Raw genomic sequence first — 20,877 nt, forward strand, 5'->3', positions numbered from 1 at the left:
CTTGACTTGTTTCAGTTTTTCTATTAAGCTCAACATATATTTGAAAGGTTGGCGGTCACTTCTCATTTTACCTGATAGTGATCGCTTTTACTTTTGATATTCTGATGGGAGAATGAAACAGCCCTAGGGGGTTGGGGGGGGCCACACCCTGCCACCACCGAAAAGCTTTTTGCCGCAAACCCTAACTAGGATAACATCAAGGTTTCAGCTTATTGCCATAAGTTTAGCTACTTGGGTACAATGGTTACTAAAATCTGATAGGAGGTTGGTGGAGTCGTTGTAGTCGTAAACACGAATAAAATTTGGTTATTAGTAAGGGGATCGATGTTTGTAGGTAAATTGCTGCTATTAGAGGTATATACGTCTACGGTTTGATCTTGAGCGTTTTCATAGACATTACGCAACCCATTCACAGAAACCATAATGCCATCTCCAGCATCTGCCAGAACAGGTGAACCGAAAGCTCCTTCCGGTTTCCCGGGCAAATATTGGTCAGGTGCAGTAACAACACCGCAGGAAGAACTGAATTTACAAGTTCCTCCTGTAATAACTTCAGCTGTAACAGTTGCCGGCACGGTAACGATGGGTAGAGTTGGTTTGATAGCCCCGCCACCAGGTTTCTGATAAAAAGGAGGAGTAGGGGTGGTAGTAGGGGTGGTAGTAGGGGTGGTAGTAGGGGTGGTAGTAGAGGTGGTAGTAGAGGTGGGGCTTCCGAGGCAATATAAAGATGATTCACAGATAACTCTGGGGAAAACGCTGGTGCTGACAGAGTATTTAACTTTATCTTTATCGGTATCTCCAGTAGTGAGGTTTACCTGAGCGTTGGCATTCAAAATCACTTGATTACCATCCTCGTGAACACAGGCAAAAAAACCGTCCACAGTACTGCTAGGGGCGACGATTAGGTTAAAATCCGTAGGACAGTTGGGGTCATTAACAGTCTCTGCTAACATATCGGTGACGGGGGAATGTTGCCAAGGAACCTTTACATTTGCGGGGGTGGTGTAGTTGCCATTAGCGTCCAAGTTTGGACCATAGCGCCACAAGACTAGACCGGTCAAGCTATCTTCAGTCTGACTGTTTTGGGTATAGTAAACGATCTGTTCATTGAGCGGAGCCTGACTGGGATTGTTGGGGTCGGGAATTTGGAAAGCAAGAACTGCTTTCGCTCCTTCGGGTACTTTAGTACTCGTGATCTTTGTTTCAGAATTAGCGATAATTCTTGCTCGTCTCACTTCATCTGAAACAAACTCTAGAGTACGATTAAGATTATTCCGGATTTCACTATCGGCATTGGCTCGATAGTTACTTCTGAGCAGGTTAATCAGGCCATTTCCGGCCACCAAGACGGCAATCAGCATCATCAAACCTGCCAGTAAGACTTCTGTAATCGTGAAACCCGCTTGCAGACGACGATGAGCGGATTTTTTCTGCAAACGACCCAAGTGATTGATGTACTCTAAATAAAAACGCATAGCTTTAACCTGTCCCGATTCCCATTTCATATACTTGCCTAAATATTTAACATTTATTGCAGTCACAGAGATTTTATTAAACTATCGGTCAATCAAGTCGAAAAGGGTTTTCGGAAACCAGTGAAAATTTACTACTACCTACTTCCTTGACAATTTCCCCAGAAAACTCCCGATCAAAAATGTCTTGACCTAACTAACTTCACCGCTAACTACACAATAGACCGAGAAAATCCTCTAGATAGTGATTTAGGTATGGCCAAAAATGTGATTTTGTTCACAGCTATTAATCGCTTTGGGGAGTAAGTGATTTTACAGGTGAGTTTGTACACTTGTATTAGTATAATTGTTGACCCTCAAGGATATAAGAAGGCACAAGGACTGGTTACAATCAAGGATGATTGACATACTCCCACCGTCAAGCTACGCTGTGACGGGGGATTCTTGACCTATCACTATCGTAAATTCCGTGCTTCGACGAGACAGCTTAGATTCTCAATGTCTCCATTAAACACCCAGAGGTCGGACTCTCCCCCCCCCCTTGCCCCTAGGGCTGTTTCATTCTCCCATCAGAATACCAAAAGTAAAAGCGAAACTGGCTCTACCGAACCTGTCATGTAAAACTATCAATAACTCATGCTTGTCAAGCTTGTATACTAAGGCTTTGAGTTTTTGTTAAATTGATATTTATCAACTTTAGAGCATTGCCAGGCAGAGAGGGAGCTTGAGGAATTTTCTACAGTGTAAGTTCGGAAGAACCAATAAACTAATGTCCCTTGACTACACCATAAATCAAATTCTCCTGCTTTAAAACCATCGCTGAACTTGATTTTACGTCCCTCATCAGATAGTTGGTAGCCTGTTAGTTTGTATTCAACCGAACGGCTAGGCTTTTTGAACCGAGGAAACCCCTTTTTCCCTGGTATCTGGGCATCGACAATTCTGGTAAAACCTAGTAATTGATTGCCAGGCTCTATCCGCAGCCGATTGACGAGCCTGAGAGTTTAATTTATTAACCCAAGGGGTCTCTTTATTGTTAGCTAGTACAGCACAAAGCTTTTGGAGATCATTACGGGTTGTACCCTTATTGTCCATCCAATAACGAACACAAGAGTTACGCACAAACTGAGATGTCCTAATTGCTTCATCTAGTCTCTGGTATTGTTCTGGTGTCCCGTTTTTTAACATCGTGCTTCGCGGTTAATATCCTGGTCGGCTCTCATCCCCCGCAAAGGTTGATGTCTTGTCGAAAAATTTAGCGGGGGTATTCATCCGACATTTAAGGTAAGTGATTTTACAGGTGAGTTTTCCGTACATTTGTATTAGTATAATTGTTGAGCCTCAAGGAGATAAGAAGGCACAAGGACTGGTTACAATCAAGGATAAGTAATTTTTCGATCGATATCATCTAAAAATAATCATGCGTCTCTTACACACCATGCTCCGGGTCAATAACTTGCAGGAATCTCTACAATTTTACTGCGATGTGCTAGGAATGAAGTTACTGCGCCAGAAAGACTATCCCAATGGTCAATTTACCCTCGCTTTCGTCGGTTATGGCGATGAGGCTAATCATGCTGTCATCGAACTGACCTATAATTGGGGAGTCGATCGCTATGAAGTCGGTAATGCTTACGGTCATATTGCCCTGGGCGTGGATGATATCTATAGCACCTGTGAGAAAATTAAAGTTCTTGGTGGCAATGTCACCCGGGAACCGGGCCCGATGAAACACGGTTCTACGGTGATTGCTTTCGTGGAAGATCCTAATGGTTACAAGATCGAGTTAATTCAACTAGGAACCCAAGGTACTGCCGTGGCTACGGCTTAATCAAAAGCTTATGACTGTTGAAATTGAACGGAAGTTTCTGGTTAAAGGGGATTCTTGGCGATCGCTTGCGACCGGCAAGTTGTATCGTCAGGGATATATTCCTACCCAAGAGGGATTGACAACTGTGCGAGTTCGTGTAGTTGGAGATCGGGGTTATTTAACCATTAAAGGCAAGACTGAGGGCATTAGTCGGCTGGAATTCGAGTATGCAATTCCCCTAGAAGATGCGGCGCTCATGTTAGAAAACCTCTGTAAGAAACCTTTAATTGAAAAGATTCGTCATCGCATTTCTCTGGATAATTTAACTTGGGAAGTTGATGAATTTTTAGGGGATAATCAAGGTTTGATTATGGCTGAAATTGAGTTAGAACAAGAGGATCAAGTCATTACTATTCCTGATTGGATCGGCGAAGAAGTCACGGGAGATGAGCGATACTACAATATCAATTTACAGGAATATCCCTATAAAATGTGGTCATTGTAGTATGAATTTCTTTCGTGGTTAACTCTGGGTGGATACGGCTTTTTCTGATTCGTTTAGCTTATTCGTTACCCGTCGGAGAACGCCATTAATAAAGCGATAACCTTCATCATCAGAATAACGTTTTGCTAATTCGATTGCTTCATTAATCGCTACTTTTTGAGGTAGATCGAGATAGAGCATTTCTGCCACGGCAATTTGGAGGATATCCCGATCGATTCTTGGTAAACGATGTAGTTGCCAATCCACTAAAGCGCCGGTTAATTCCTGTTCGATTTCCGCACGACGACGATAGACTGTACCGATTAATTCTAGGGCATATTCCCGCACTTCGTACTGACTAGATAACTGGACAATTTCGGGAAAATCTATCACGGTTCCTAAACGATTAATGGCATTGTGAGTAAGAGAAATCGCTTCTTTTACCATGGTTTGGGCGCTTTTTAGATTTGTCGCCTTAGTATCACTAGCGAGAATCCGTTCATTACCACGACTAATTTCGGCGGCGGCGGTTTCTAAGGTTTCTTGAATTTCCAGGGTTAAGGTTCTAACCGCGACTAAAATTAAATCGTTTAAAGTTTGCTGTTCTAGGTTTTCAGGATTGCCTTTAATCTGACTTAAACTCAAAAGGGCAAGTTCTCGAGCAATGCGGCGGGGTTGTTGACGGGGAGACATAGAAGTTTAGAAGTAGAGGAAAGAAAATTAGACAACTTTATTGATCGCTATTCGGTTGGGTTAATTTTTCTCGGCGATCAATCTTGACTTTCAGATCAATTCTTGACTGACTTCTATTCTAGCATAAAAGCTGCCAAGATTTAATTTTTCAGGTTTTAATTAGACAAAAGACAATATCTATCTTGAATCTCCCCTAATTTAGTCTCAGCTTCTTGAGCATTAATAGCTAATTGGGCAAACTCTAGAAAGCGTTTTAATTCCTTGCGTAATAAATTTCTTTCTACTTCCCAAGTTTCTCGATCTAAGGTCGGTGGCATAACAATCATATCAAATAAAGTGGCCTGTTTTTTATCGGGATGGGGTCGCAATATTCGCCCGCGACGCTGAATAAATTGTCGAGGATTACCACTACTAGCCAGAATGACTGCGTTTTGAATTGATGGCAGATCTACTCCCTCATCTAAACATCTAATTGCCACTAATCCTTGTAGATAACCCTCCTCAAATTGTTGGCGAATTTTTTCTCGTTCTTCTAGGGAAGTTTCTGCGGTGTAGGTGGCAACTCGATAACCTAATTGATTGCCTAATAAATGAGTAACTGCCTCTACTTGACGACGATAATTAGCAGTATAATTTTCCACATAACCATCCCCACAGTAAAATAAAGTATGATCCGTATCTAAACGCTCTTGCATCAGTTGTTGTAAAGCCTGTAATTTATTACTTGCTGAACCAACTAATCGTGACCTTTGCATTAACAAAGCGGTGAGGTTTTCATTAGCATTGAAATTACTATTTTTCTGCAAAGTCCAGCCGATTCTTTGGGTTAATTTTGCGTATAATAAAGCCTCACCGTCGGTTAACTCAACCAAGACTGGATAATAAAAATAATTGACTAAAGCTCCTTTACTAATAGCATCAGCTAAGGTAAATTCTGGTTGTAGAATTTGTCCAAAATAATCAAGAATAGCGTCGGTTCCTTCCTCATCAAAATATCTTTCAGGAGTAGCGGATAGAGCCAATCTTAGACCTAAAGAACGGGGTAATAATTCTTCTAATCGGGGGGAACCTAAATTATGTGCTTCATCACCAACGATTAAAGTTTTATCGGGAAAAAATTTTATTTGTGATTGAAACCCCTCGCTAATAAAAGTTGAGTTAGTAGTTAAAATAGTGACAAATTTTTGATTACCCGCTTGCACATTATATAATTCTGTGGCTAGTTGACTTTGCCATGTATGGACACTTTCGTAGGCTAAAATCGGTTTAAGATTAAATTTTTCCGCTTCTCGTTGCCATTGATTGACTAGGTGACGATAGGGGCAAATTACTAATAATACTTGCAGTTCTATCGCTTGGTAAAGTTCCATGGCAATAGCTAAAGCAGTAATAGTTTTACCGCTGCCGGTGGCCATTTTTAAAGTTCCCCGTCCCCGATTACGAAACCAACTGATAATCGCTGTATTTTGGTAGTCTCTCAATTCTAAATCGGGGGGAATTCTAGGAATACCAGAGGGATTAACTCGATAGAATCCTCGCAATTCAGCAACTTGTCTGAGCTTGCGGGAACTGATAAAATCTCTAGTTATTTTTTCCCAATCTATCCAGCAACTATTCATAGGACCTCTTGTAAAAATCAAAAATTGTTGTTAGGATTCGGTCGTCAGGATTCGGTCGTCAGGAGATTGTTTTTATTTAGGGTTTGCTGTTCGCAAGAGGTTTATACTAAATCCTGTTTAAAAGGTATAGTCATTTCAGATAAGTCTGATACAGTCTAGACCGACAAAGTCCTTAGGAACTCTGGGATTGATCTTCTCAATCTTAATTGAAATGACTATATAGGGGAGCAGCGGAGCGCCGGAGTAGGGAGAAACAATCCATAGCTTGGAAGTTCATCACACTATTAAAAATAGTTTTTGTATAAGCTCAAAAATAGCAAAAAGCCAAAAAGCTAAAAGCTAAACGTTGCTACCTATACAATTGGGATGGACTAAAAAGACCATCCCACAGCTGTCAAACCACTCTTAACTGTTATCCTAGAAACCTAGGGAATGATTGAGATAATTTACCTGGTCGCTACTTCTTCTTTTTGGGGAGTATTTTGCCGAAGTTTTTCTTGATCTTTGCGACGTTTTTTAGCATAAAGTTGGATTGTCACCGCCATTAATACCACTAAAGCTACAATTAACCAAGTGGTCAAATCGAGGGGTAATTGATTCTTAAATACTGCCAAAAGGACAATAACTACCAATAACAGGGTTGGTGCTTCATTTAACGCCCGAAATTGCTGTCCCGTCCAATTACATTCCCCTTTTTCTAGCTTTTTCATGATGCGACCACAGTAGAAATGATAGAGCAGTAAAAGAGCCACAAAGGATAATTTAATATGTAACCATCCCGATTTTAAAATTTCCGGTTCTGTGGAGATTAAACCGATCGCCATGGCCACGGTGACAATCATCCCCGGTGTGGTAATGATATTGTAGAGTCGCTTCTCCATGATCTCGTATTGTGCTTTCAGAATAGCTTGTGCGGGTTCCGTTTCTGTTGCTGCCTCCGCGTGATAGACAAACAAACGTACCAAATAAAATAGTCCCGCAAACCAAACAACTACCCCAATCAGGTGAAATGCTTTAAACCAATAGTAAGCCATAGTCTATATTGTGATGTGAGTCCCGAATTACTTAGTCTAAGAGTTATCCATACTTTCCCAGACTATCCCTATACAAAAGTTTAGACGGAAAATAGGGGTTGGCGAGAGTGGGAATTATGAATTGGGTAGTGGGGTAGTGGGGTAGTGGGGTAGTGGAGAGCATTTGGCTGAAATTTCCCTAAACCCCTAAATCCCTATCACCCTATCTCCTGACTCCTGACTCCTAACCCAATGTTGGACAAAGATAAGCAAAAATTATTTATTGACTCCAAAAACTTGAGAATATTTAAATTAACATTCCGCAATATTTACAAATTCTTAAGAATTAATTGAGAAAGATTTTTATTTAACAACGATGTTATGATAGTTACAGCGATTTGATAGAATTTCATAATGGGTTGCTTGGTACTTTTTTGGGCAGCAACGGTTGAAACCCTTACCACACCTAGAAGGTCATCCTAATTAAGACAGGTAAATGAGTCAATTTCACCCACAACGATGATCTTTTTTTTGTGTAGTTTTATTGCAAAAAAAAAGTTTTTTTGACAAAAAGCACAAAGTATGATAGGGTCTAGCGTATTTCTAGCTGCGAGTAGTGATCAGATACGAGTTACAGCGTTTCTCAGATAGATGAGGTTCGTTCTTGCATCTAAAATACTTGATTAGCAAGGGTTAGTCTGTACCTCACCTTGACGGGAAGGGCTGTAAGCTAAGACGTATTTAAATCGCTTATTCTTAGATTAGCCGAATCTCCCCCAATCCCTTTACTGTTGCCTTTTGCAAGAGTGCCTCTTGCCTCGTCTCAACAAGCAATTTAAATTACGAACAGCTTATGAGTTCACTGATTACTGATTACTGTTCACTGATAACTGCTGTAATGCCCTATTTTGACCCCGTAACCTCGGTTTATATTCATATTCCCTTCTGTCGTCGGCGCTGTTTTTACTGTGATTTCCCGATTTTTGTCCTTGGTAATCGCACCAATCCGGCGACTTTTCCCCCTGTGGTGGAGTATGTGGAAATATTACAAGAAGAAATTAGCCTTAGTCAGGGGACGGGGAAACCCCTAGAAACAATTTTTTTTGGGGGGGGGACTCCTTCCCTGTTACCTGTGGAATTATTAGGAGCAATTCTGGATACTTTAGCCAAAAAGTTTGATTTTGCCGCCGATATAGAGATTTCTATGGAGATCGATCCGGCTACCTTTAGTTTAGAACAATTACAGGGTTATCTTAGCGCGGGAGTCAATCGGGTTAGTTTAGGAGTACAGGCTTTTCAAGAACCATTATTACAGGTTTCTGGTCGATCGCATACTGTTAAGGATATCTATCAGGCAGTGGAATTAATTCAGGGATTGGGAATAGTTAACTATAGTTTGGATTTGATTTCGGGATTGCCACAACAAACCCTGACAGATTGGGAAAATTCCCTAGAAAAAGCGATCGAACTGCAACCGGCCCATCTTTCCTGTTACGATTTGGTCTTAGAAGCGGTTACTCCTTTCGGTAAACAGTATCAACCGGGGAAAACACCCTTACCCGATGATGAAACCACCGCAAAAATGTATGTTTTAGCCGGTGAAAAACTAACTTTAGCCGGTTATCAACATTACGAGATTTCTAACTATGCCAAACCGGGTTATCAATGCCGACATAATCGAGTTTACTGGGAAAATCGTCCCTATTACGGTTTTGGTATGGGGGCTGCTAGTTATCTTCATCAACAACGTTTTACCCGTCCGCGCAAAAGTCGCGACTATTTCGCTTGGGTAAAAGAAGGCTGTCAGATTGACGTGGAGAAAAATAGTTTGATTGATGATCTTCTCGAAACCTTAATGCTAGGGTTAAGGTTAGGGTCAGGGGTGAGTTTACCTGCCATTGAAGCTAATTTTGGTTCGGAAATCAAAAAAGCAATTTTAGAGGTCTTAGAGCCGCATAAACAGCGTAATTTAGTAATAATTGAGGGGGATAGCAGGGTCAGATTAAGCGACCCCGAAGGTTTTTTGTTTTCTAATCTAGTTTTAACCGATTTATTCGATCGCTGGCAATAGTTAGAAACTATATTTTACTAGCGATAATGGATAGCTAACCAAATACAAGGGGGATTATTGCTAGTAAATTCGACGCGATGTTTTTGGTGAGGAGGAATCAGCAGATAATCCCCCGCTTGCAGATTAACTTGGCTGCCATCTTCATAACTAATCTCAGCGAATCCCTGTAATAAAATCACCCATTCAAACTCAGATTGATCGTACCATTGACCCCGGGGAGTGGTTTGACCAGTGGAAATAATTCTTTCCAGACGAATAGCCTGACTTTGGGCCAAAATTTCCAGAATTTCTCGGTCGGGAATTAGTTCAGGTAAATCAAAAATTGAAGCTGCTATCATTAGTTATGATCCCTTTCTGGATGAAAATCTTTAATCACCGTCGGTATTGCTGTTAAAATTTTCTCAACGATATGAGCAGGTGTATCTAGGTCAGAAACAACAATCCGAAGATCTGCTTCTGCATAAAGTCCTCGTCTTTGTTCTAATAATAATTCCAGTTTACTTTCTAAATCAGTGGACTCCAGCAGGGGACGAGAGGTATCTTGTTTTAAACGTTTAACCAAGATTTCTAGGGGAACATCTAACCAAATCATTAAACCGTGACGAAGATAACTCCAATTCATCGGTTTTAAAACCATCCCTCCCCCGGTGGCAATCACAGTTTTAGTCAGAGAGGATAATTCGGCTAAAACTTGGGTTTCTAACTCCCGAAAAGTCGCTTCTCCCTCGTCGGCAAAAATTTCCCTGATTTTCTTTCCTGCGACCCTTTCTATTAATATATCTGTATCAAAAAAACGATATTGTAACCGTCGGGAAAGCAACTCTCCCAGGGTGGATTTGCCGGCCCCCATCATTCCTAGCAAAAAAACACTTAATCCCCGTAAGGAGTTAAAATCCGTTGAATTGTCCATATGTAGTCCTCGCTACTCAGGGATGATTTTTTGATAAGCATTTAGGAGTAAAAACCCGCAGATGGAATCAGAAAATCTTCTCAGAACCCCCATTGACACCGACATCGTGTCAGAATCTGGATAACCATGATACCATCTTGGTAATTAATCGACAAAATCAGCTTGATTAATCTAATCAAGTGGTGTGGGGAGTGTGAACACAGGAGTCTAAAATTCATGTCCAATCAACCAGCAAACTTTCCGGGTAACAGAAATCAACTCAAACCGATTAAAGTCGGGGTTATCGGGGTCGGTAACATGGGACAACACCATAGTCGCATCCTGAGTTTATTAAAAGACGTGGAATTCGTCGGGGTGGCCGATGTCAACGTCGAAAAGGGACTGGAAACTGCCAGTAAATACCGAGTCCGTTTTTTTGAAAATTATTTAGATCTCTTACCTAGGGTAGATGCGGTTTGTATCGCTGTCCCCACGCGGTTACACCATCGAGTCGGGATGGACTGTCTGCAAGGGGGAGTACATACCTTGATCGAGAAACCGATCGCCGCTAGTATTAGTGAAGCGGAATCTTTAGTCAATGCGGCAGCCGATCACGATTGTATTCTGCAAGTGGGTCATATCGAGCGTTTTAATCCCGCTTTCCAAGAGTTATCGAAGGTCTTGAAAACCGAGGAAATTTTAGCGATTGAATCCCATCGCATGAGTCCCTATTCCCAACGCGCTAATGATGTGTCGGTGGTGTTAGATTTAATGATCCACGATATAGATTTAATTTTAGAATTAGTCGCCGCTCCCGTGGTGAAATTAACCGCTAGTGGTAGTCGCGCTGCCACTGATTCCGGTTATCTCGATTATGTCACTGCAACCCTTGGTTTTAGTAATGGAGTAGTGGCTAATTTAACCGCTAGTAAGGTGACTCATCGCAAGATTCGCCGTTTAGCGGCCCACTGTAAAAATTCTCTCACGGAAGCGGATTTTCTCAACAATGAAATCCTCATTCACCGGCAAACCACCGCTAACTATAGCACCGATTACGGTCAAGTTCTCTACCGTCAAGATGGTTTAATTGAAAAAGTTTATACCAGCAATATTGAACCTCTACACGCGGAATTAGAACATTTTGTTCATTGTGTGCGCGGTGGGGACCAACCTTCTGTCGGTGGGGAACAAGCTTTAAAAGCTTTACGATTAGCTAGTTTAATCGAACAAATTGCCCTTGATGGTCGCGTTTGGCAACAATCGGACTGGAATTATCAATATCTTAATTCTCCCGTGATTACTGCTTCTTAATTGTTTCTACCCCGATTCTTTAAGTGAGAGAATTGGGGTGAGGAACCAAAATTAGTTATTTTGAGAACTTTCCCAACATTTTTCTGAGGATTTTTTTCCACACCATTGACTTTCACAGGGAACTCCATCAGCGTCTCCATCCATTTTGACATTGGGGCAATTTCTCAAGAAAAAAGTCGCTTCTGCACAGGAGGTCATCTGGGAACAGTGAGTTCTACCATCGCACCGAAACTGTGGAGAAGGACTAGGTTTTTTCTGGGGAGTGGGACGATTATTGTTGTTAGCTACGGCTAAATTATTGAGGGTTTGATTGCCAGAAATTGGTGATTTTATTGATATTTGTTCGCTCAGAAAAGACAGAATTAAAATAACAATTACTTTTTTCATAAAATGCTTGCCTGATTCTCTGCTCTTATCATAGTACCAAATAGGATACAGGATAATAAATCAGAGTTATTCCCAGGTAAACGTTTGGGGGGGGTCAAGCAGCCAGTGGCACTGACTCTTCCGATTATTTGTTAGTATATGCAGAAAAACACCATGAAAATTAGCCCTAACGGACAAATCACTATTCCCCCTGATATTCAAGAAAAGCTTGGGTTGTTACCCGGTACAGAAATCCAGCTGGAAGTGATTGGGGATATCTTGCAAATTCGCAAGCCTAGAACCCTAAGCCGGGGAAAGCAACTGATTGCCGCTATCCGTGGCAAAGCAACTAGCCGTCTAACAACCAACGACATCATGCAAGCGACCCGTGACTCATGACCGACATTCTGGTGGATAGCAACGTCATTCTTGATGTTGTAACCGAAGACCCGCAATGGTTTGAGTGGTCGGCTCAAATGCTCACAAACTATGCGGAGCAAGGAAATTTAGTGATTAACCCAATTATTTATGCAGAAATCTCAATCGGGTTTAATCAACCCGAGGAGGTGGAAGCAGCCCTACCAGAAGACTTCTTTCGCCGAGATTCTTTACCATATACTGCAGCTTTTTTAGCAGGACAAAGCTTTTTGGAATATCGTCGTCGTGGAGGTGAGCGACGTTCTCCCTTACCGGATTTCTACATCGGCGCTCACGCTGCTGTCACTGCCATGCCCCTACTAACGAGAGATGTCAACCGCTACCGAACTTACTTTCCCTCAGTCTTGCTGATTACACCTTAGACAATTCGGTTAAATAATTGGTTATTTTTTCTTGCTCATGCAAATAGTACAAAATTATTGCATAAACTTGTTCTAAGCTCAAAGATGAGTAAGTTTTGGCAATTTCTTCAGGTGTTTTAAGTAGGGAGGCACAATTATTTGTAGGATGGGTTAGCGGTAGCGTAACCCATGCGGGCGTTGGGTTTCATGCTTCAACCCAACCTACGTTCTGAATTTAAAAAATAAGCTTGCCTACATATCTAAGTTATTCCCCGTTTCCTATTCCCTGTATTTAGAGTAAAATTTCCCTGTGTTGAATTGCTAATTTATGGGCGGGAAAACCTTCGTACTCGGCTAAAGTTTTCGTGGTTTCTTTTAACTTTTCAAAGCCTTCAGGGGTGACATAAGCCAAAGTAGAGCGCTTGAGAAAATCATAAACCGAAACCGCCGAATAGGAACGGGCAAAACTTCCCGTCGGCAGCACAGCATTGACTCCGATGGCGTAGGTAGCCATAGAGGAAGGAGTATGATTTCCCAGGAGAATTTCGCCAGCATTTTTAATCTTGCCCAGAATGGCAAAAGGATTACTAACTAAAACCTCTAGATGTTCCGGGGCGTACTCATTGACAAAATCGAGGGATTGCTGCAAACTATCGGTTAAAATTATGCCCCCATAGGCGGCTAAACCCGCCTCACAGAATTCCCGTCGCCAATCCGGGAGTTTTTGCAGGTATTCCTGTGCATATTCACTAGCAGCGATCGCTAAATCTTCACAGTGGGTGACTAATAAAGCCGCCGAATCCGCCCCGTGTTCCGCTTCAATTAATAAATCCAAGGCCGCTAAACGGGCATCGGTGGACTCATCGGCCAAAACTATCGACTCACTTGGACCGGCCGGCAAACCCACATCCACAGTACCGAACAGTAACCGTTTGGCCGCCGCCCCATAGACGCTGCACGGACCGGTAATTTTGTCAACCCTTTTGATATTTTTTGTTCCCAAAGCCAAAGCGGCGATCGCTTGTACGCCCCCTAATTTATAAATTTCTCTGACTCCAGCCATCTGCGCCGCCACCAGAGAAACGGGTTCGACGTTGCCCTGTTTATCGGGGGGAGTGCAAACGACAACTCTTTCCACTCCTGCCACCATTGCCGGGATGGCTAACATTAACATCATCGAGGGAAAAGCACCGCGGCCCCGGGGAACGTATAAACCCACATTGGGGATAGGAGAGATTTTTTCGCCGGCAAAGACACCGGTTTCAATTTCTGCCAGTAGTGTTTCTTCCGGCATTTGGCGACGATGTACCTCTTGAATATTCCGGAAAGCCTGTTCAATGGCAGTTTTTACTTCCGGTTCAATTAACTGAAAAGCCCGCTCAAATTCTGCCTCGCTGACTTTGATATTTTCTACCGTCGCACCTTCGTAGTCAAAACGCCGCACATAGTCCACAACGCCGGCATCCCCCCGTTCGCGGATGGTTTCTATGACCGTTTGAGCGACTTTGAGGGCGTTATCAATATCTAACTCGGCTCTTTTCTGAAGTTTTGCCCGTTCCGCGCTACTTAATTGCGAAAGTTTTAATATTCTAACCACTATTGCTGCTCCTACTGCCCCCCGTCCTCTCAAGAATAACGGGGAATCTGAATCTTTATTTTTATTGTAACCTTTGGGGGAGTGCCGGCTTTTCAGTGATCAGTAAACAGTAACCAGTAATTTGTTAAGCTAAAAGCTTTATTGCCAGATTCTTTCTCTTGCCTCTTGCCGACCGCCCCCTGCCTCCTTGGGTATAATGCAGATCATGTTTAAGCTCTCTTGCTGTTCTATAAATGCGATCGCTCTTGGTTTATTATGGGGGGCGATTGGTCCGGTGTGGGCAGAAACGGAGTTAGACCTAGACCCGAAAATTCGGCAAGAAAGCCCGGTTTTAGAGCGTTGGTTAGAAAAAATACCCGATATCGCCGAAGATATTCGCCGCGATCCTAGTTTTCGCACTCGTATCCGTTTAGGATATGCAGAGTTTCCTTCTAGCGATAATTCCAGTGGCGTGATTTTGGGGGTAGAAGATGTGTTTTTCGGTCAAACCAGTTTAACCCTAAGCGGCGATTATCAGACGGCTTTTAACGGCAAAAGGACGGCAATAGGAGCCAATTTACAATACTATCTCCTCCCTTTGGGTGATTATGTCAATCTGGCTCCCATGGTGGGCTATCGTTACATTCAGACAGAAAATTACAGCACCGATGGGCTTAACTTAGGATTAAAGCTCAAATTAGCCCTTTCTCGCACGGGGGCAGCAGATATCACCGTCAGTCAGAGTTTTATCTCACCGGGGGGTGCTAACGAGGTGGGATTGACTACTCTTTCGGTTGGTTATGCGATTACCTCTAATTTACGTTTAGCCGCCGATATTCAAGCCCAAAATTCCCGCGCCCGTAAAGATAGCTCCCTAGGAATTTTACTGGAATGGCTGCCCTAATTGGGGTTTGCGGCAAAAAGTTTTTCCTGGGTGTGGGGTGTGGGGTGTGGGGTGTGGGGTTTTACCGATAAAAACTCACACCTGATAACTGATAACTGATCACTGATAACTGATTAGGTACTAAAGTATTTAGCGGTGGGGTGATAGGTGATAATGGCGGTGGTGGATTGTTCTGGGTACAATTGTTCGCTTTCGTCCATAGACATCCCAATGCGATCGCATCCTAACAGAGCTAGTTGCTTGTATTGATCCTGAATATTGGGACAAGCGGGATAGCCGAAACTATAGCGAGAACCCTGGTAACGCTGTTGCAGTATATCGCGGATATTATCGGGATCGAACTCTGCGAAACCTAACTCGCGACGGATGCGGGTGTGGGTCCATTCGGCCATGGCTTCGGCGGTTTGGACAGCCATGCCGTGATAATAGAGGTATTCGGTGTATTGGTTGGCATCAAAGAGAGATTTAGCGTATTCCGTGGCGATTTCCCCCACTGTCACCGCTTGCATCGGGAAAACGTCGATCATACCGGATTCCTGCGGGGCGAAAAAGTCAGCAATACAGAGACGACGAGCGGATTTCTGGCGAGGAAACTCAAAAATGGCGATCGGTTGCAGATTTTCGGGTTTTTCGCCCGCTTCTATCGATTCGGGATCGTAAATTAACAGGGAATTACCGGACGACTGACAGGGAAAATAACCATAAATTAATGTGGGGTTTAGTAAATTTTCCTTGACAATTTTCTCTTTCCATGCTGCCAGAATTGGATGAACTTTTTCCTGTAAAAACTGGTCGTATTCCTGCTTCGATTGGCTTTTGGGTTTGCGGAATTGCCATTGACCGACAAATAAAGCTTGTAGGTCTAAATACCAGAAAACCTCCTCGATGGGAATTTCTGCTGCTGTTAATATTTTAGTACCCCAGAAGGGCGGTGTTGGTCGGGGAATATTAACTTCCACCGCTTCCGAACGACGGGTATCAATAACTAATTCTTTGTCCAGGGTGCCATCGGTAAAAATAGTATCGGGATTAACCTCTAATTCTTCTGCGACAACCGGGGTTTTTTCTGTCTCGGCACACTCCGCTAAAAAGCCTTTGCTATCATCCCATTGACCCCCAGCTTTAGCGGGCATTAATTTATCCATAAAATGCAGGTCAGAGAAGGCATCTTTACCATAGATAACCTGTCCCTTGTAGGTTTTTTGACAGTCATCATGGACAAATTTGGGAGTTAAAGCTGCCCCGCCAAGGATAACGGGAACGGTGATTCCTTTTTCGTTAAAAACCTCTAGATTTTCCTTCATAAAAGCCGTTGATTTCACCAATAAACCGCTCATAGCGATACAATCGGCTTTATGTTCTTTGTAGGCTTCGATGATATTTTCTACGGGTTGTTTAATGCCCAAATTAATCACCTTATAGCCGTTATTTGTCAAGATAATATCAACTAAATTTTTACCAATATCGTGAACATCCCCTTTAACTGTTGCGATAATAAAAGTCCCTTTGGCATTATTATCCCCCTCTTTTTTCTCCATAAAGGGTTCTAAAAAAGCAACAGCTGCTTTCATAGTTTGGGCAGATTGGAGAACAAAAGGTAACTGCATTTGTCCTGAACCAAATAACTCACCCACTACCTTCATCCCATCCAGGAGGAAAATATTAATAATATCTAGGGGTGGATAGTCCTGTAAAGCTTGCTTTAAAGCTTCTTCCAGTCCCAATCTTTCCCCATCAATAATATGCTGTTTTAAGCGTTCCTCCACAGGTAAATTAGCATTACTAGAGGGGTCTTTTTTAGTGGTTTTACCCGCAAATAATTCGGTTAATTTGGTTAGGGGATCATAAACACATATATCGCCATCAAAACGACGATTATCATAGATTAAATCTCGACAAATTTGCTGATATTCTGGTTCAATTTTTGCCAGAGGAAGAATTTTATTAGCGCTGACGATTGCCCCATCCATCCCCACCTGCATCGCTTCGTTGAGGAAGACGGAATTTAATACCTGACGCGCTGCCGGATTCAAGCCAAAGGAGATATTAGACACACCTAAAAGAATGTGACATTCTGGCAATTCTTGGCGAATTCGTCCCATTGCTTCGATGGTAGCCTTGCCATTTTCTCGGTCTTCTTCGATACCGGTAGAAATCGGTAAAGCTAGAGGATCAAAAAAGATTTCGTAGGGAGGAATTCCGTATTCTATCGCCGCATAATAGGCCCGTTTAGCTATCTGGAATTTTTTCTCGGCAGTGCGTCCCATTCCTTCTTCATCAATGGTTCCAATTACTACCCCTGCGCCGTATTTTTTCGCTAAATCCAAGACTTGATAAAAACGCGGTTCCCCGTCTTCGTAGTTAGTAGAGTTGAGGATACATTTACCCCCCGCTACTTTTAACCCCGCTTCCATTTTTTCCCATTCGGTGGAATCTAACATTAAAGGTAGGGTGACATTATTAACTAAACGAGAGGCTAATTGGTGCATATCGCGCACCCCATCCCGGCCCACATAATCGACGTTGACATCGAGAATATGCGCCCCTTCTTTTACCTGCGCTTTCGCCATCGATACTAAACTATCCCAGTCTTCAGCATTGAGAAGTTCCCGACATTTTTTAGAACCACTGGCGTTTAATTTTTCCCCGACAATAAGGAAAGAATTATCTTGAATATAGGGTTGGGTACTATAAATAGAAGCGGCGGAGGGTTCATAATGATAATGACGAGATTTCGGAGTTAACCCCTGACTTAGTTCCGCTAAAGCTTGGATATGGTCGGGACGAGTACCACAACAACCGCCGATAATTTGTACTCCCAAATCTTCGATAAAGTGCATTAAAGCCATTTTTAATTCTACGGGAGTGAGGCGATAATGCGCTTGACCGCCGACATTTTCCGGTAAACCAGCGTTAGGAATACAAGAAACAATAAAAGGGGAATTTTCCGAGAGATATTTAATATGGGGTTTCATTAAATCGGGACCAGTGGCGCAGTTAAGTCCCAAAATATCGATTTTATAGGGTTGTAAAATAGAGACAACGGCGTTAATTTCCGTTCCTACTAACATCGTTCCCATGGTTTCCATCGTCACTGAAACCATGAGGGGCAATCGTTGACCTTTTTGCTGAAATACTTCTTCAATAGCATTTAAAGCCGCTTTAATTTGCAGGACATCCTGACAGGTTTCTACTAATAATAAATCTGCCCCGCCATCGTACAGACCCTCTACCTGTTCCACATAGGCATTTTTGAGCGTATCAAAGTCAATATGACCCAAAGTGGGCAGTTTTGTCCCCGGCCCCATGGAACCCGCCACAAAACGGGGTTTTTCGGGGGTAGAGTATTTATTAGCGCAAGCTTTGGCCAGTTCGGCGGCGCTTTTGTTGAGATAATAGGCTTGATCGGCTAAATCGTACTCGGCTAAAACTATCGAGGTTCCCCCAAAGGTGTCGGTTTCAATCACATCCGCACCCACGGCTAAAAAGGCTTCGTGGACTTTCGCTACGGCGCTAGGTTTAGTATGGACAAGATACTCGTTACACCCTTCGTATTCTGCCCCACCAAAGTCCTCGGCCGTCAGATTTTGGCTTTGTAGGGAAGTTCCCATCGCCCCATCAAAGACGAGGACGGGATGCTTGGGGCCGTTGAGGTAGTCGAGAAAGGGGCTATTCATAGAGAGATTTACTGCTATAGCATTTTGAAAGTTTATTGTAATACGGTTACTAGAAATCTGCTATGGTCGGCATTTCAGTGATCAGTGATCAGTTATCAGCTTCTGAAGGCAAGAGGCAACAGGCAAAAGACAGAATCTGGCAATTCTCCCGGCTCCGGCGCTCCCATACAGTCTTAACAAGTAATTTAGATAGTCAACAGCCTAGCACCAGCGATCGAGAAAGCCAATCCATCTAATTTTGTAGAACTAGACGGGCTAAACCAACTCCGGGATAATAATTACCGAGAATTTGTTGATAATCTAGGCCTTTTTCCGCTAATTTATAAGCCCCAGTTTGACTCATACCGCGACCACCGTGGGCCCAAGCGACAATTTCATCGGTGGCAGCATAAAGAGACTCGACTACACCCCCTTTATAGCTGAGAATCTGCCCAGCAGTGGCATTAACCGCTTGGTGAGTCGATTGATACTCCGAGCGAATGCCTTTATATACCTGCCAGCGTTGGCTATTGCCCAGATGAAACCAAGCATTAGCGGGGCGGATTATATGTACTAGGGCGTAGGAACGAGCGGCGATCGCTTGTGCCTTTAAAGCGTGCATTGGCGCGGTGGAGTGCATTTCACTACCCACCACACTATAGAGATAGGCCTCTAAATTAACATGATTGACCACTAACAAGCGATCGCCTTGGGCGACAAGGAGGATTTTGCCCCGATACCAACTATCATCCACATAAACTAAACCATCGGCACTGGTGGGCTGCACAAAAATCACCTCTGGCAGCGATAAATCGCCCATTTTTAAGCCCTTGGCACTGGCAATGACCGGTAAACCCTCGTTAGTGGCAATCGTTTTTAAACCACGACCTTGGCGATCAGTGATCACCGCAGGTCCGTTAACTCCAATCAAAACACTGGCCACATCCCTTTTGATCGCCACGCGAATTTCTATGGCTGGCGGCGTATAATTAGCGGGAACCACTAAGGGTTGTCTAGTTACCGGTTTAACCGCAGTATTAGGGGCAGTATTAGGGGCAGTATTAGGGGCAGTATGGGCCGATGGTGCTAATTTTTTCGGCGCCAAGGGGGAAGATTGGGGAGAGGGCTCTAGTTTCGGCGATGGCGCGGTTAAGGGTGCGATCGGAGATGGGATAATAGGGGAAGGAAAGGCAGCAGTCTCTAGATTTGCCTGCGGTTGCGGGGTTTCTGGTTTTTCCTTGGCTAAATAAGTTAAGAGAATTGGCGTAAAAGTGGCGATCGACAACAAAGGAACGGCACAATGACGCAGCAGGGAAAAATAGGTACTAGCAGCAAATTTCACTTTAATCACACCATCTTTAATTTTCTTATCTAACTTTATCATTCCCCTCTCAGGCTGGGCAATTCTAGAGAAAAAATCTCGTATTCTTGAGCTTGTTAGGACAAATAAGGCTGAAATAGTCAAGAAAAGCCGAAAAAATCCTGATAATTTTTATTTATGCCTCTGATTTGTTCCTTTCAGAGCAAATTATACAACAGAGGGAAATAGGAGAGTAATGATTTTGTAGGTACTGATTATCTTGATACTCAAATTAGTTGACAGAGATGTTTAAGGATTTTGAGAACCTCATATAAATCCCCCGGATTTCTCATGGCAAATAAACGAGAGGTTCCGTATAAAGGTTTACCGTCCCATAATAATTTAACAAATAAAAACTCGGAACCATTGGTCAACATTCCATAATTAGGACGGTTGGGATGAGGATTGGCCATTAAATAAGCTAATAATTGCGGTAAACCTGCTTCAACGGAATAAATAACCCGTTTTGATTCAATAATCATTACCCATAATTGCTCTTTTAGAATTAAAGTATCTAACCTTCCTTTAATTATTAAATCTTGATCTTCTGTAATAATTTCAACGGACTCTTCTGCTTTAATCTGAAAGGGAAATAGATAAAAGTTACCAATAAATAATAATGGGTCTAAAACCGTCATCCTCACCGAAGTTTCTAAAAAGGGAGGATAATTTAATAAGTTAAAATAACCTGTTTTGATTTTATCTAACAATTCTTTTTCTTGTTCAGAGATTGCTTCTAGGTCTTGCTGCCATTCCCCAAAAAAATGCTCATCTTCTATAAACTGTAGTTGAAAATGATTAATTAAATCTCTGAGAGTGACTTCTTTTGCTTGTAAAATTTGAACCATATTTACCACCTTAATTAAGACTTACG

Annotated in this window: 19 protein-coding genes and 1 pseudogene; 8 read left to right on the top strand and 12 right to left on the bottom strand. The window is 42.7% G+C overall.

The features are described from left to right. Nucleotides 1-227 precede the first annotated feature (227 nt). On the bottom strand, nt 228-1,475 hold the full coding sequence (locus IM500_RS01515) for a PulJ/GspJ family protein (RefSeq protein WP_287737511.1): 1,248 nt from the start codon (nt 1,473-1,475) through the stop codon (nt 228-230). Nucleotides 1,476-2,230: 755 nt separating this feature from the next. Then, a pseudogene (locus tag IM500_RS01525) lies at nt 2,231-2,660 on the bottom strand (RNA-guided endonuclease TnpB family protein); the annotation flags it as partial. Nucleotides 2,661-2,892: 232 nt separating this feature from the next. Between IM500_RS01525 and gloA the strand changes: the two are divergent. Together gloA and IM500_RS01535 are read left to right on the top strand one after the other, a co-directional pair. Next, nucleotides 2,893-3,303 carry a lactoylglutathione lyase gene (gene gloA, locus IM500_RS01530; protein ID WP_190723447.1) on the top strand — a complete coding sequence of 137 codons (411 nt, stop codon included), beginning with the start codon at nt 2,893-2,895 and terminating at the stop codon, nt 3,301-3,303. 10 nt (nt 3,304-3,313) lie between these two features. Beyond that, nucleotides 3,314-3,787 carry a CYTH domain-containing protein gene (locus IM500_RS01535; RefSeq protein ID WP_287737491.1) on the top strand — a complete coding sequence of 158 codons (474 nt, stop codon included), beginning with the start codon at nt 3,314-3,316 and terminating at the stop codon, nt 3,785-3,787. An 18-nt stretch (nt 3,788-3,805) separates the two neighbouring features. On the opposite strand, the gene nusB is transcribed toward IM500_RS01535, so the two are convergent. The 3 genes from nusB to hemJ form a co-directional block, all read right to left on the bottom strand. After that, complete coding sequence (nusB, locus tag IM500_RS01540; RefSeq protein ID WP_002796775.1) at nt 3,806-4,459, bottom strand: transcription antitermination factor NusB; 654 nt, start codon at nt 4,457-4,459, stop codon at nt 3,806-3,808. Nucleotides 4,460-4,614: 155 nt separating this feature from the next. Continuing rightward, nucleotides 4,615-6,078, bottom strand: coding sequence for a DNA phosphorothioation system restriction enzyme (locus tag IM500_RS01545; RefSeq protein WP_190723442.1), 1,464 nt, complete (start codon nt 6,076-6,078; stop codon nt 4,615-4,617). Between the two features lie 446 nt (nt 6,079-6,524). Further along, on the bottom strand, nt 6,525-7,112 hold the full coding sequence (gene hemJ / locus IM500_RS01550) for a protoporphyrinogen oxidase HemJ (RefSeq protein ID WP_079207816.1): 588 nt from the start codon (nt 7,110-7,112) through the stop codon (nt 6,525-6,527). Between the two features lie 877 nt (nt 7,113-7,989). Here hemJ and hemW point away from each other — a divergent pair. Next, nucleotides 7,990-9,162: a radical SAM family heme chaperone HemW gene (gene hemW / locus IM500_RS01555; protein WP_190720885.1), complete on the top strand. Its 1,173-nt coding sequence runs from the start codon at nt 7,990-7,992 to the stop codon at nt 9,160-9,162. A gap of 17 nt (nt 9,163-9,179) precedes the next feature. Here the strand turns inward: hemW and IM500_RS01560 are convergent, their stop codons facing one another. Then, nucleotides 9,180-9,500: a cupin domain-containing protein gene (locus tag IM500_RS01560; RefSeq protein WP_004266823.1), complete on the bottom strand. Its 321-nt coding sequence runs from the start codon at nt 9,498-9,500 to the stop codon at nt 9,180-9,182. After that, entirely contained in the window at nt 9,500-10,072 is a 573-nt protein-coding gene (locus IM500_RS01565; protein ID WP_190720882.1) for a shikimate kinase, read from the bottom strand. The genes IM500_RS01560 and IM500_RS01565 overlap by 1 nt, the downstream gene beginning before the upstream one ends. A 216-nt stretch (nt 10,073-10,288) precedes the next feature. Between IM500_RS01565 and IM500_RS01570 the strand changes: the two genes are divergently transcribed. After that, a complete protein-coding gene (locus IM500_RS01570) occupies nt 10,289-11,362 on the top strand; it encodes a Gfo/Idh/MocA family protein (RefSeq protein ID WP_002791832.1) in 1,074 nt (357 codons plus the stop codon). Nucleotides 11,363-11,413: 51 nt separating this feature from the next. On the opposite strand, the gene IM500_RS01575 is transcribed toward IM500_RS01570, so the two are convergent. After that, entirely contained in the window at nt 11,414-11,749 is a 336-nt protein-coding gene (locus IM500_RS01575) for an excalibur calcium-binding domain-containing protein (protein ID WP_190720880.1), read from the bottom strand. A 153-nt stretch (nt 11,750-11,902) separates the two neighbouring features. Between IM500_RS01575 and IM500_RS01580 the strand changes: the two genes are divergently transcribed. Together IM500_RS01580 and IM500_RS01585 are read left to right on the top strand one after the other, a co-directional pair. Next, a complete protein-coding gene (locus IM500_RS01580) occupies nt 11,903-12,127 on the top strand; it encodes an AbrB/MazE/SpoVT family DNA-binding domain-containing protein (RefSeq protein WP_223212298.1) in 225 nt (74 codons plus the stop codon). After that, nucleotides 12,124-12,528 (top strand): type II toxin-antitoxin system VapC family toxin, encoded by a 405-nt coding sequence (locus tag IM500_RS01585; protein WP_287737494.1) that lies wholly within the window; start codon nt 12,124-12,126, stop codon nt 12,526-12,528. The genes IM500_RS01580 and IM500_RS01585 overlap by 4 nt, the downstream gene beginning before the upstream one ends. Before the next feature lie 271 nt (nt 12,529-12,799). Here the strand turns inward: IM500_RS01585 and hisD are convergent, their stop codons facing one another. Beyond that, the gene (gene hisD / locus IM500_RS01590) at nt 12,800-14,104 is read right to left on the bottom strand and encodes a histidinol dehydrogenase (RefSeq protein WP_079207808.1); all 1,305 of its coding nucleotides are present in this window, start codon (nt 14,102-14,104) and stop codon (nt 12,800-12,802) included. A 196-nt stretch (nt 14,105-14,300) separates the two neighbouring features. Here hisD and IM500_RS01595 point away from each other — a divergent pair, with 196 nt between their 5' ends. Continuing rightward, the gene (locus IM500_RS01595; protein WP_287733315.1) at nt 14,301-14,987 is read left to right on the top strand and encodes a hypothetical protein; all 687 of its coding nucleotides are present in this window, start codon (nt 14,301-14,303) and stop codon (nt 14,985-14,987) included. Between the two features lie 113 nt (nt 14,988-15,100). Here IM500_RS01595 and metH read toward each other — a convergent pair whose 3' ends face one another. Beyond that, nucleotides 15,101-18,664, bottom strand: a complete 3,564-nt coding sequence (metH, locus tag IM500_RS01600; RefSeq protein WP_287737496.1) for a methionine synthase — start codon at nt 18,662-18,664, stop codon at nt 15,101-15,103. A gap of 62 nt (nt 18,665-18,726) precedes the next feature. Here metH and IM500_RS01605 point away from each other — a divergent pair, with 62 nt between their 5' ends. Then, nucleotides 18,727-18,900 (top strand): hypothetical protein, encoded by a 174-nt coding sequence (locus tag IM500_RS01605; RefSeq protein ID WP_287737498.1) that lies wholly within the window; start codon nt 18,727-18,729, stop codon nt 18,898-18,900. Here IM500_RS01605 and IM500_RS01610 read toward each other — a convergent pair. Together IM500_RS01610 and IM500_RS01615 are read right to left on the bottom strand one after the other, a co-directional pair. Continuing rightward, nucleotides 18,897-20,027 carry a SpoIID/LytB domain-containing protein gene (locus IM500_RS01610; RefSeq protein ID WP_287737500.1) on the bottom strand — a complete coding sequence of 377 codons (1,131 nt, stop codon included), beginning with the start codon at nt 20,025-20,027 and terminating at the stop codon, nt 18,897-18,899. The genes IM500_RS01605 and IM500_RS01610 overlap by 4 nt on opposite strands. Before the next feature lie 203 nt (nt 20,028-20,230). Beyond that, a complete protein-coding gene (locus IM500_RS01615; RefSeq protein ID WP_287737501.1) occupies nt 20,231-20,851 on the bottom strand; it encodes a type I restriction endonuclease in 621 nt (206 codons plus the stop codon). Nucleotides 20,852-20,877: the final 26 nt, after the last annotated feature.

Source organism: Microcystis sp. M179S2, from assembly GCF_020245805.1.
Lineage (GTDB): Bacteria > Cyanobacteriota > Cyanobacteriia > Cyanobacteriales > Microcystaceae > Microcystis > Microcystis aeruginosa.

What these genes read in the sequence shown, in the direction of transcription:
- IM500_RS01515 (WP_287737511.1), bottom strand. Translation starts at nt 1,475, where the DNA reads ATGCGTTTTTATTTAGAGTACATCAATCACTTGGGTCGTTTGCAGAAA.
- gloA (WP_190723447.1), top strand. Translation starts at nt 2,893, where the DNA reads ATGCGTCTCTTACACACCATGCTCCGGGTCAATAACTTGCAGGAATCT.
- IM500_RS01535 (WP_287737491.1), top strand. Translation starts at nt 3,314, where the DNA reads ATGACTGTTGAAATTGAACGGAAGTTTCTGGTTAAAGGGGATTCTTGG.
- nusB (WP_002796775.1), bottom strand. Translation starts at nt 4,459, where the DNA reads ATGTCTCCCCGTCAACAACCCCGCCGCATTGCTCGAGAACTTGCCCTT.
- IM500_RS01545 (WP_190723442.1), bottom strand. Translation starts at nt 6,078, where the DNA reads ATGAATAGTTGCTGGATAGATTGGGAAAAAATAACTAGAGATTTTATC.
- hemJ (WP_079207816.1), bottom strand. Translation starts at nt 7,112, where the DNA reads ATGGCTTACTATTGGTTTAAAGCATTTCACCTGATTGGGGTAGTTGTT.
- hemW (WP_190720885.1), top strand. Translation starts at nt 7,990, where the DNA reads ATGCCCTATTTTGACCCCGTAACCTCGGTTTATATTCATATTCCCTTC.
- IM500_RS01560 (WP_004266823.1), bottom strand. Translation starts at nt 9,500, where the DNA reads ATGATAGCAGCTTCAATTTTTGATTTACCTGAACTAATTCCCGACCGA.
- IM500_RS01565 (WP_190720882.1), bottom strand. Translation starts at nt 10,072, where the DNA reads ATGGACAATTCAACGGATTTTAACTCCTTACGGGGATTAAGTGTTTTT.
- IM500_RS01570 (WP_002791832.1), top strand. Translation starts at nt 10,289, where the DNA reads ATGTCCAATCAACCAGCAAACTTTCCGGGTAACAGAAATCAACTCAAA.
- IM500_RS01575 (WP_190720880.1), bottom strand. Translation starts at nt 11,749, where the DNA reads ATGAAAAAAGTAATTGTTATTTTAATTCTGTCTTTTCTGAGCGAACAA.
- IM500_RS01580 (WP_223212298.1), top strand. Translation starts at nt 11,903, where the DNA reads ATGAAAATTAGCCCTAACGGACAAATCACTATTCCCCCTGATATTCAA.
- IM500_RS01585 (WP_287737494.1), top strand. Translation starts at nt 12,124, where the DNA reads ATGACCGACATTCTGGTGGATAGCAACGTCATTCTTGATGTTGTAACC.
- IM500_RS01595 (WP_287733315.1), top strand. Translation starts at nt 14,301, where the DNA reads ATGCAGATCATGTTTAAGCTCTCTTGCTGTTCTATAAATGCGATCGCT.
- metH (WP_287737496.1), bottom strand. Translation starts at nt 18,664, where the DNA reads ATGAATAGCCCCTTTCTCGACTACCTCAACGGCCCCAAGCATCCCGTC.
- IM500_RS01605 (WP_287737498.1), top strand. Translation starts at nt 18,727, where the DNA reads ATGGTCGGCATTTCAGTGATCAGTGATCAGTTATCAGCTTCTGAAGGC.
- IM500_RS01610 (WP_287737500.1), bottom strand. Translation starts at nt 20,027, where the DNA reads ATGATAAAGTTAGATAAGAAAATTAAAGATGGTGTGATTAAAGTGAAA.
- IM500_RS01615 (WP_287737501.1), bottom strand. Translation starts at nt 20,851, where the DNA reads ATGGTTCAAATTTTACAAGCAAAAGAAGTCACTCTCAGAGATTTAATT.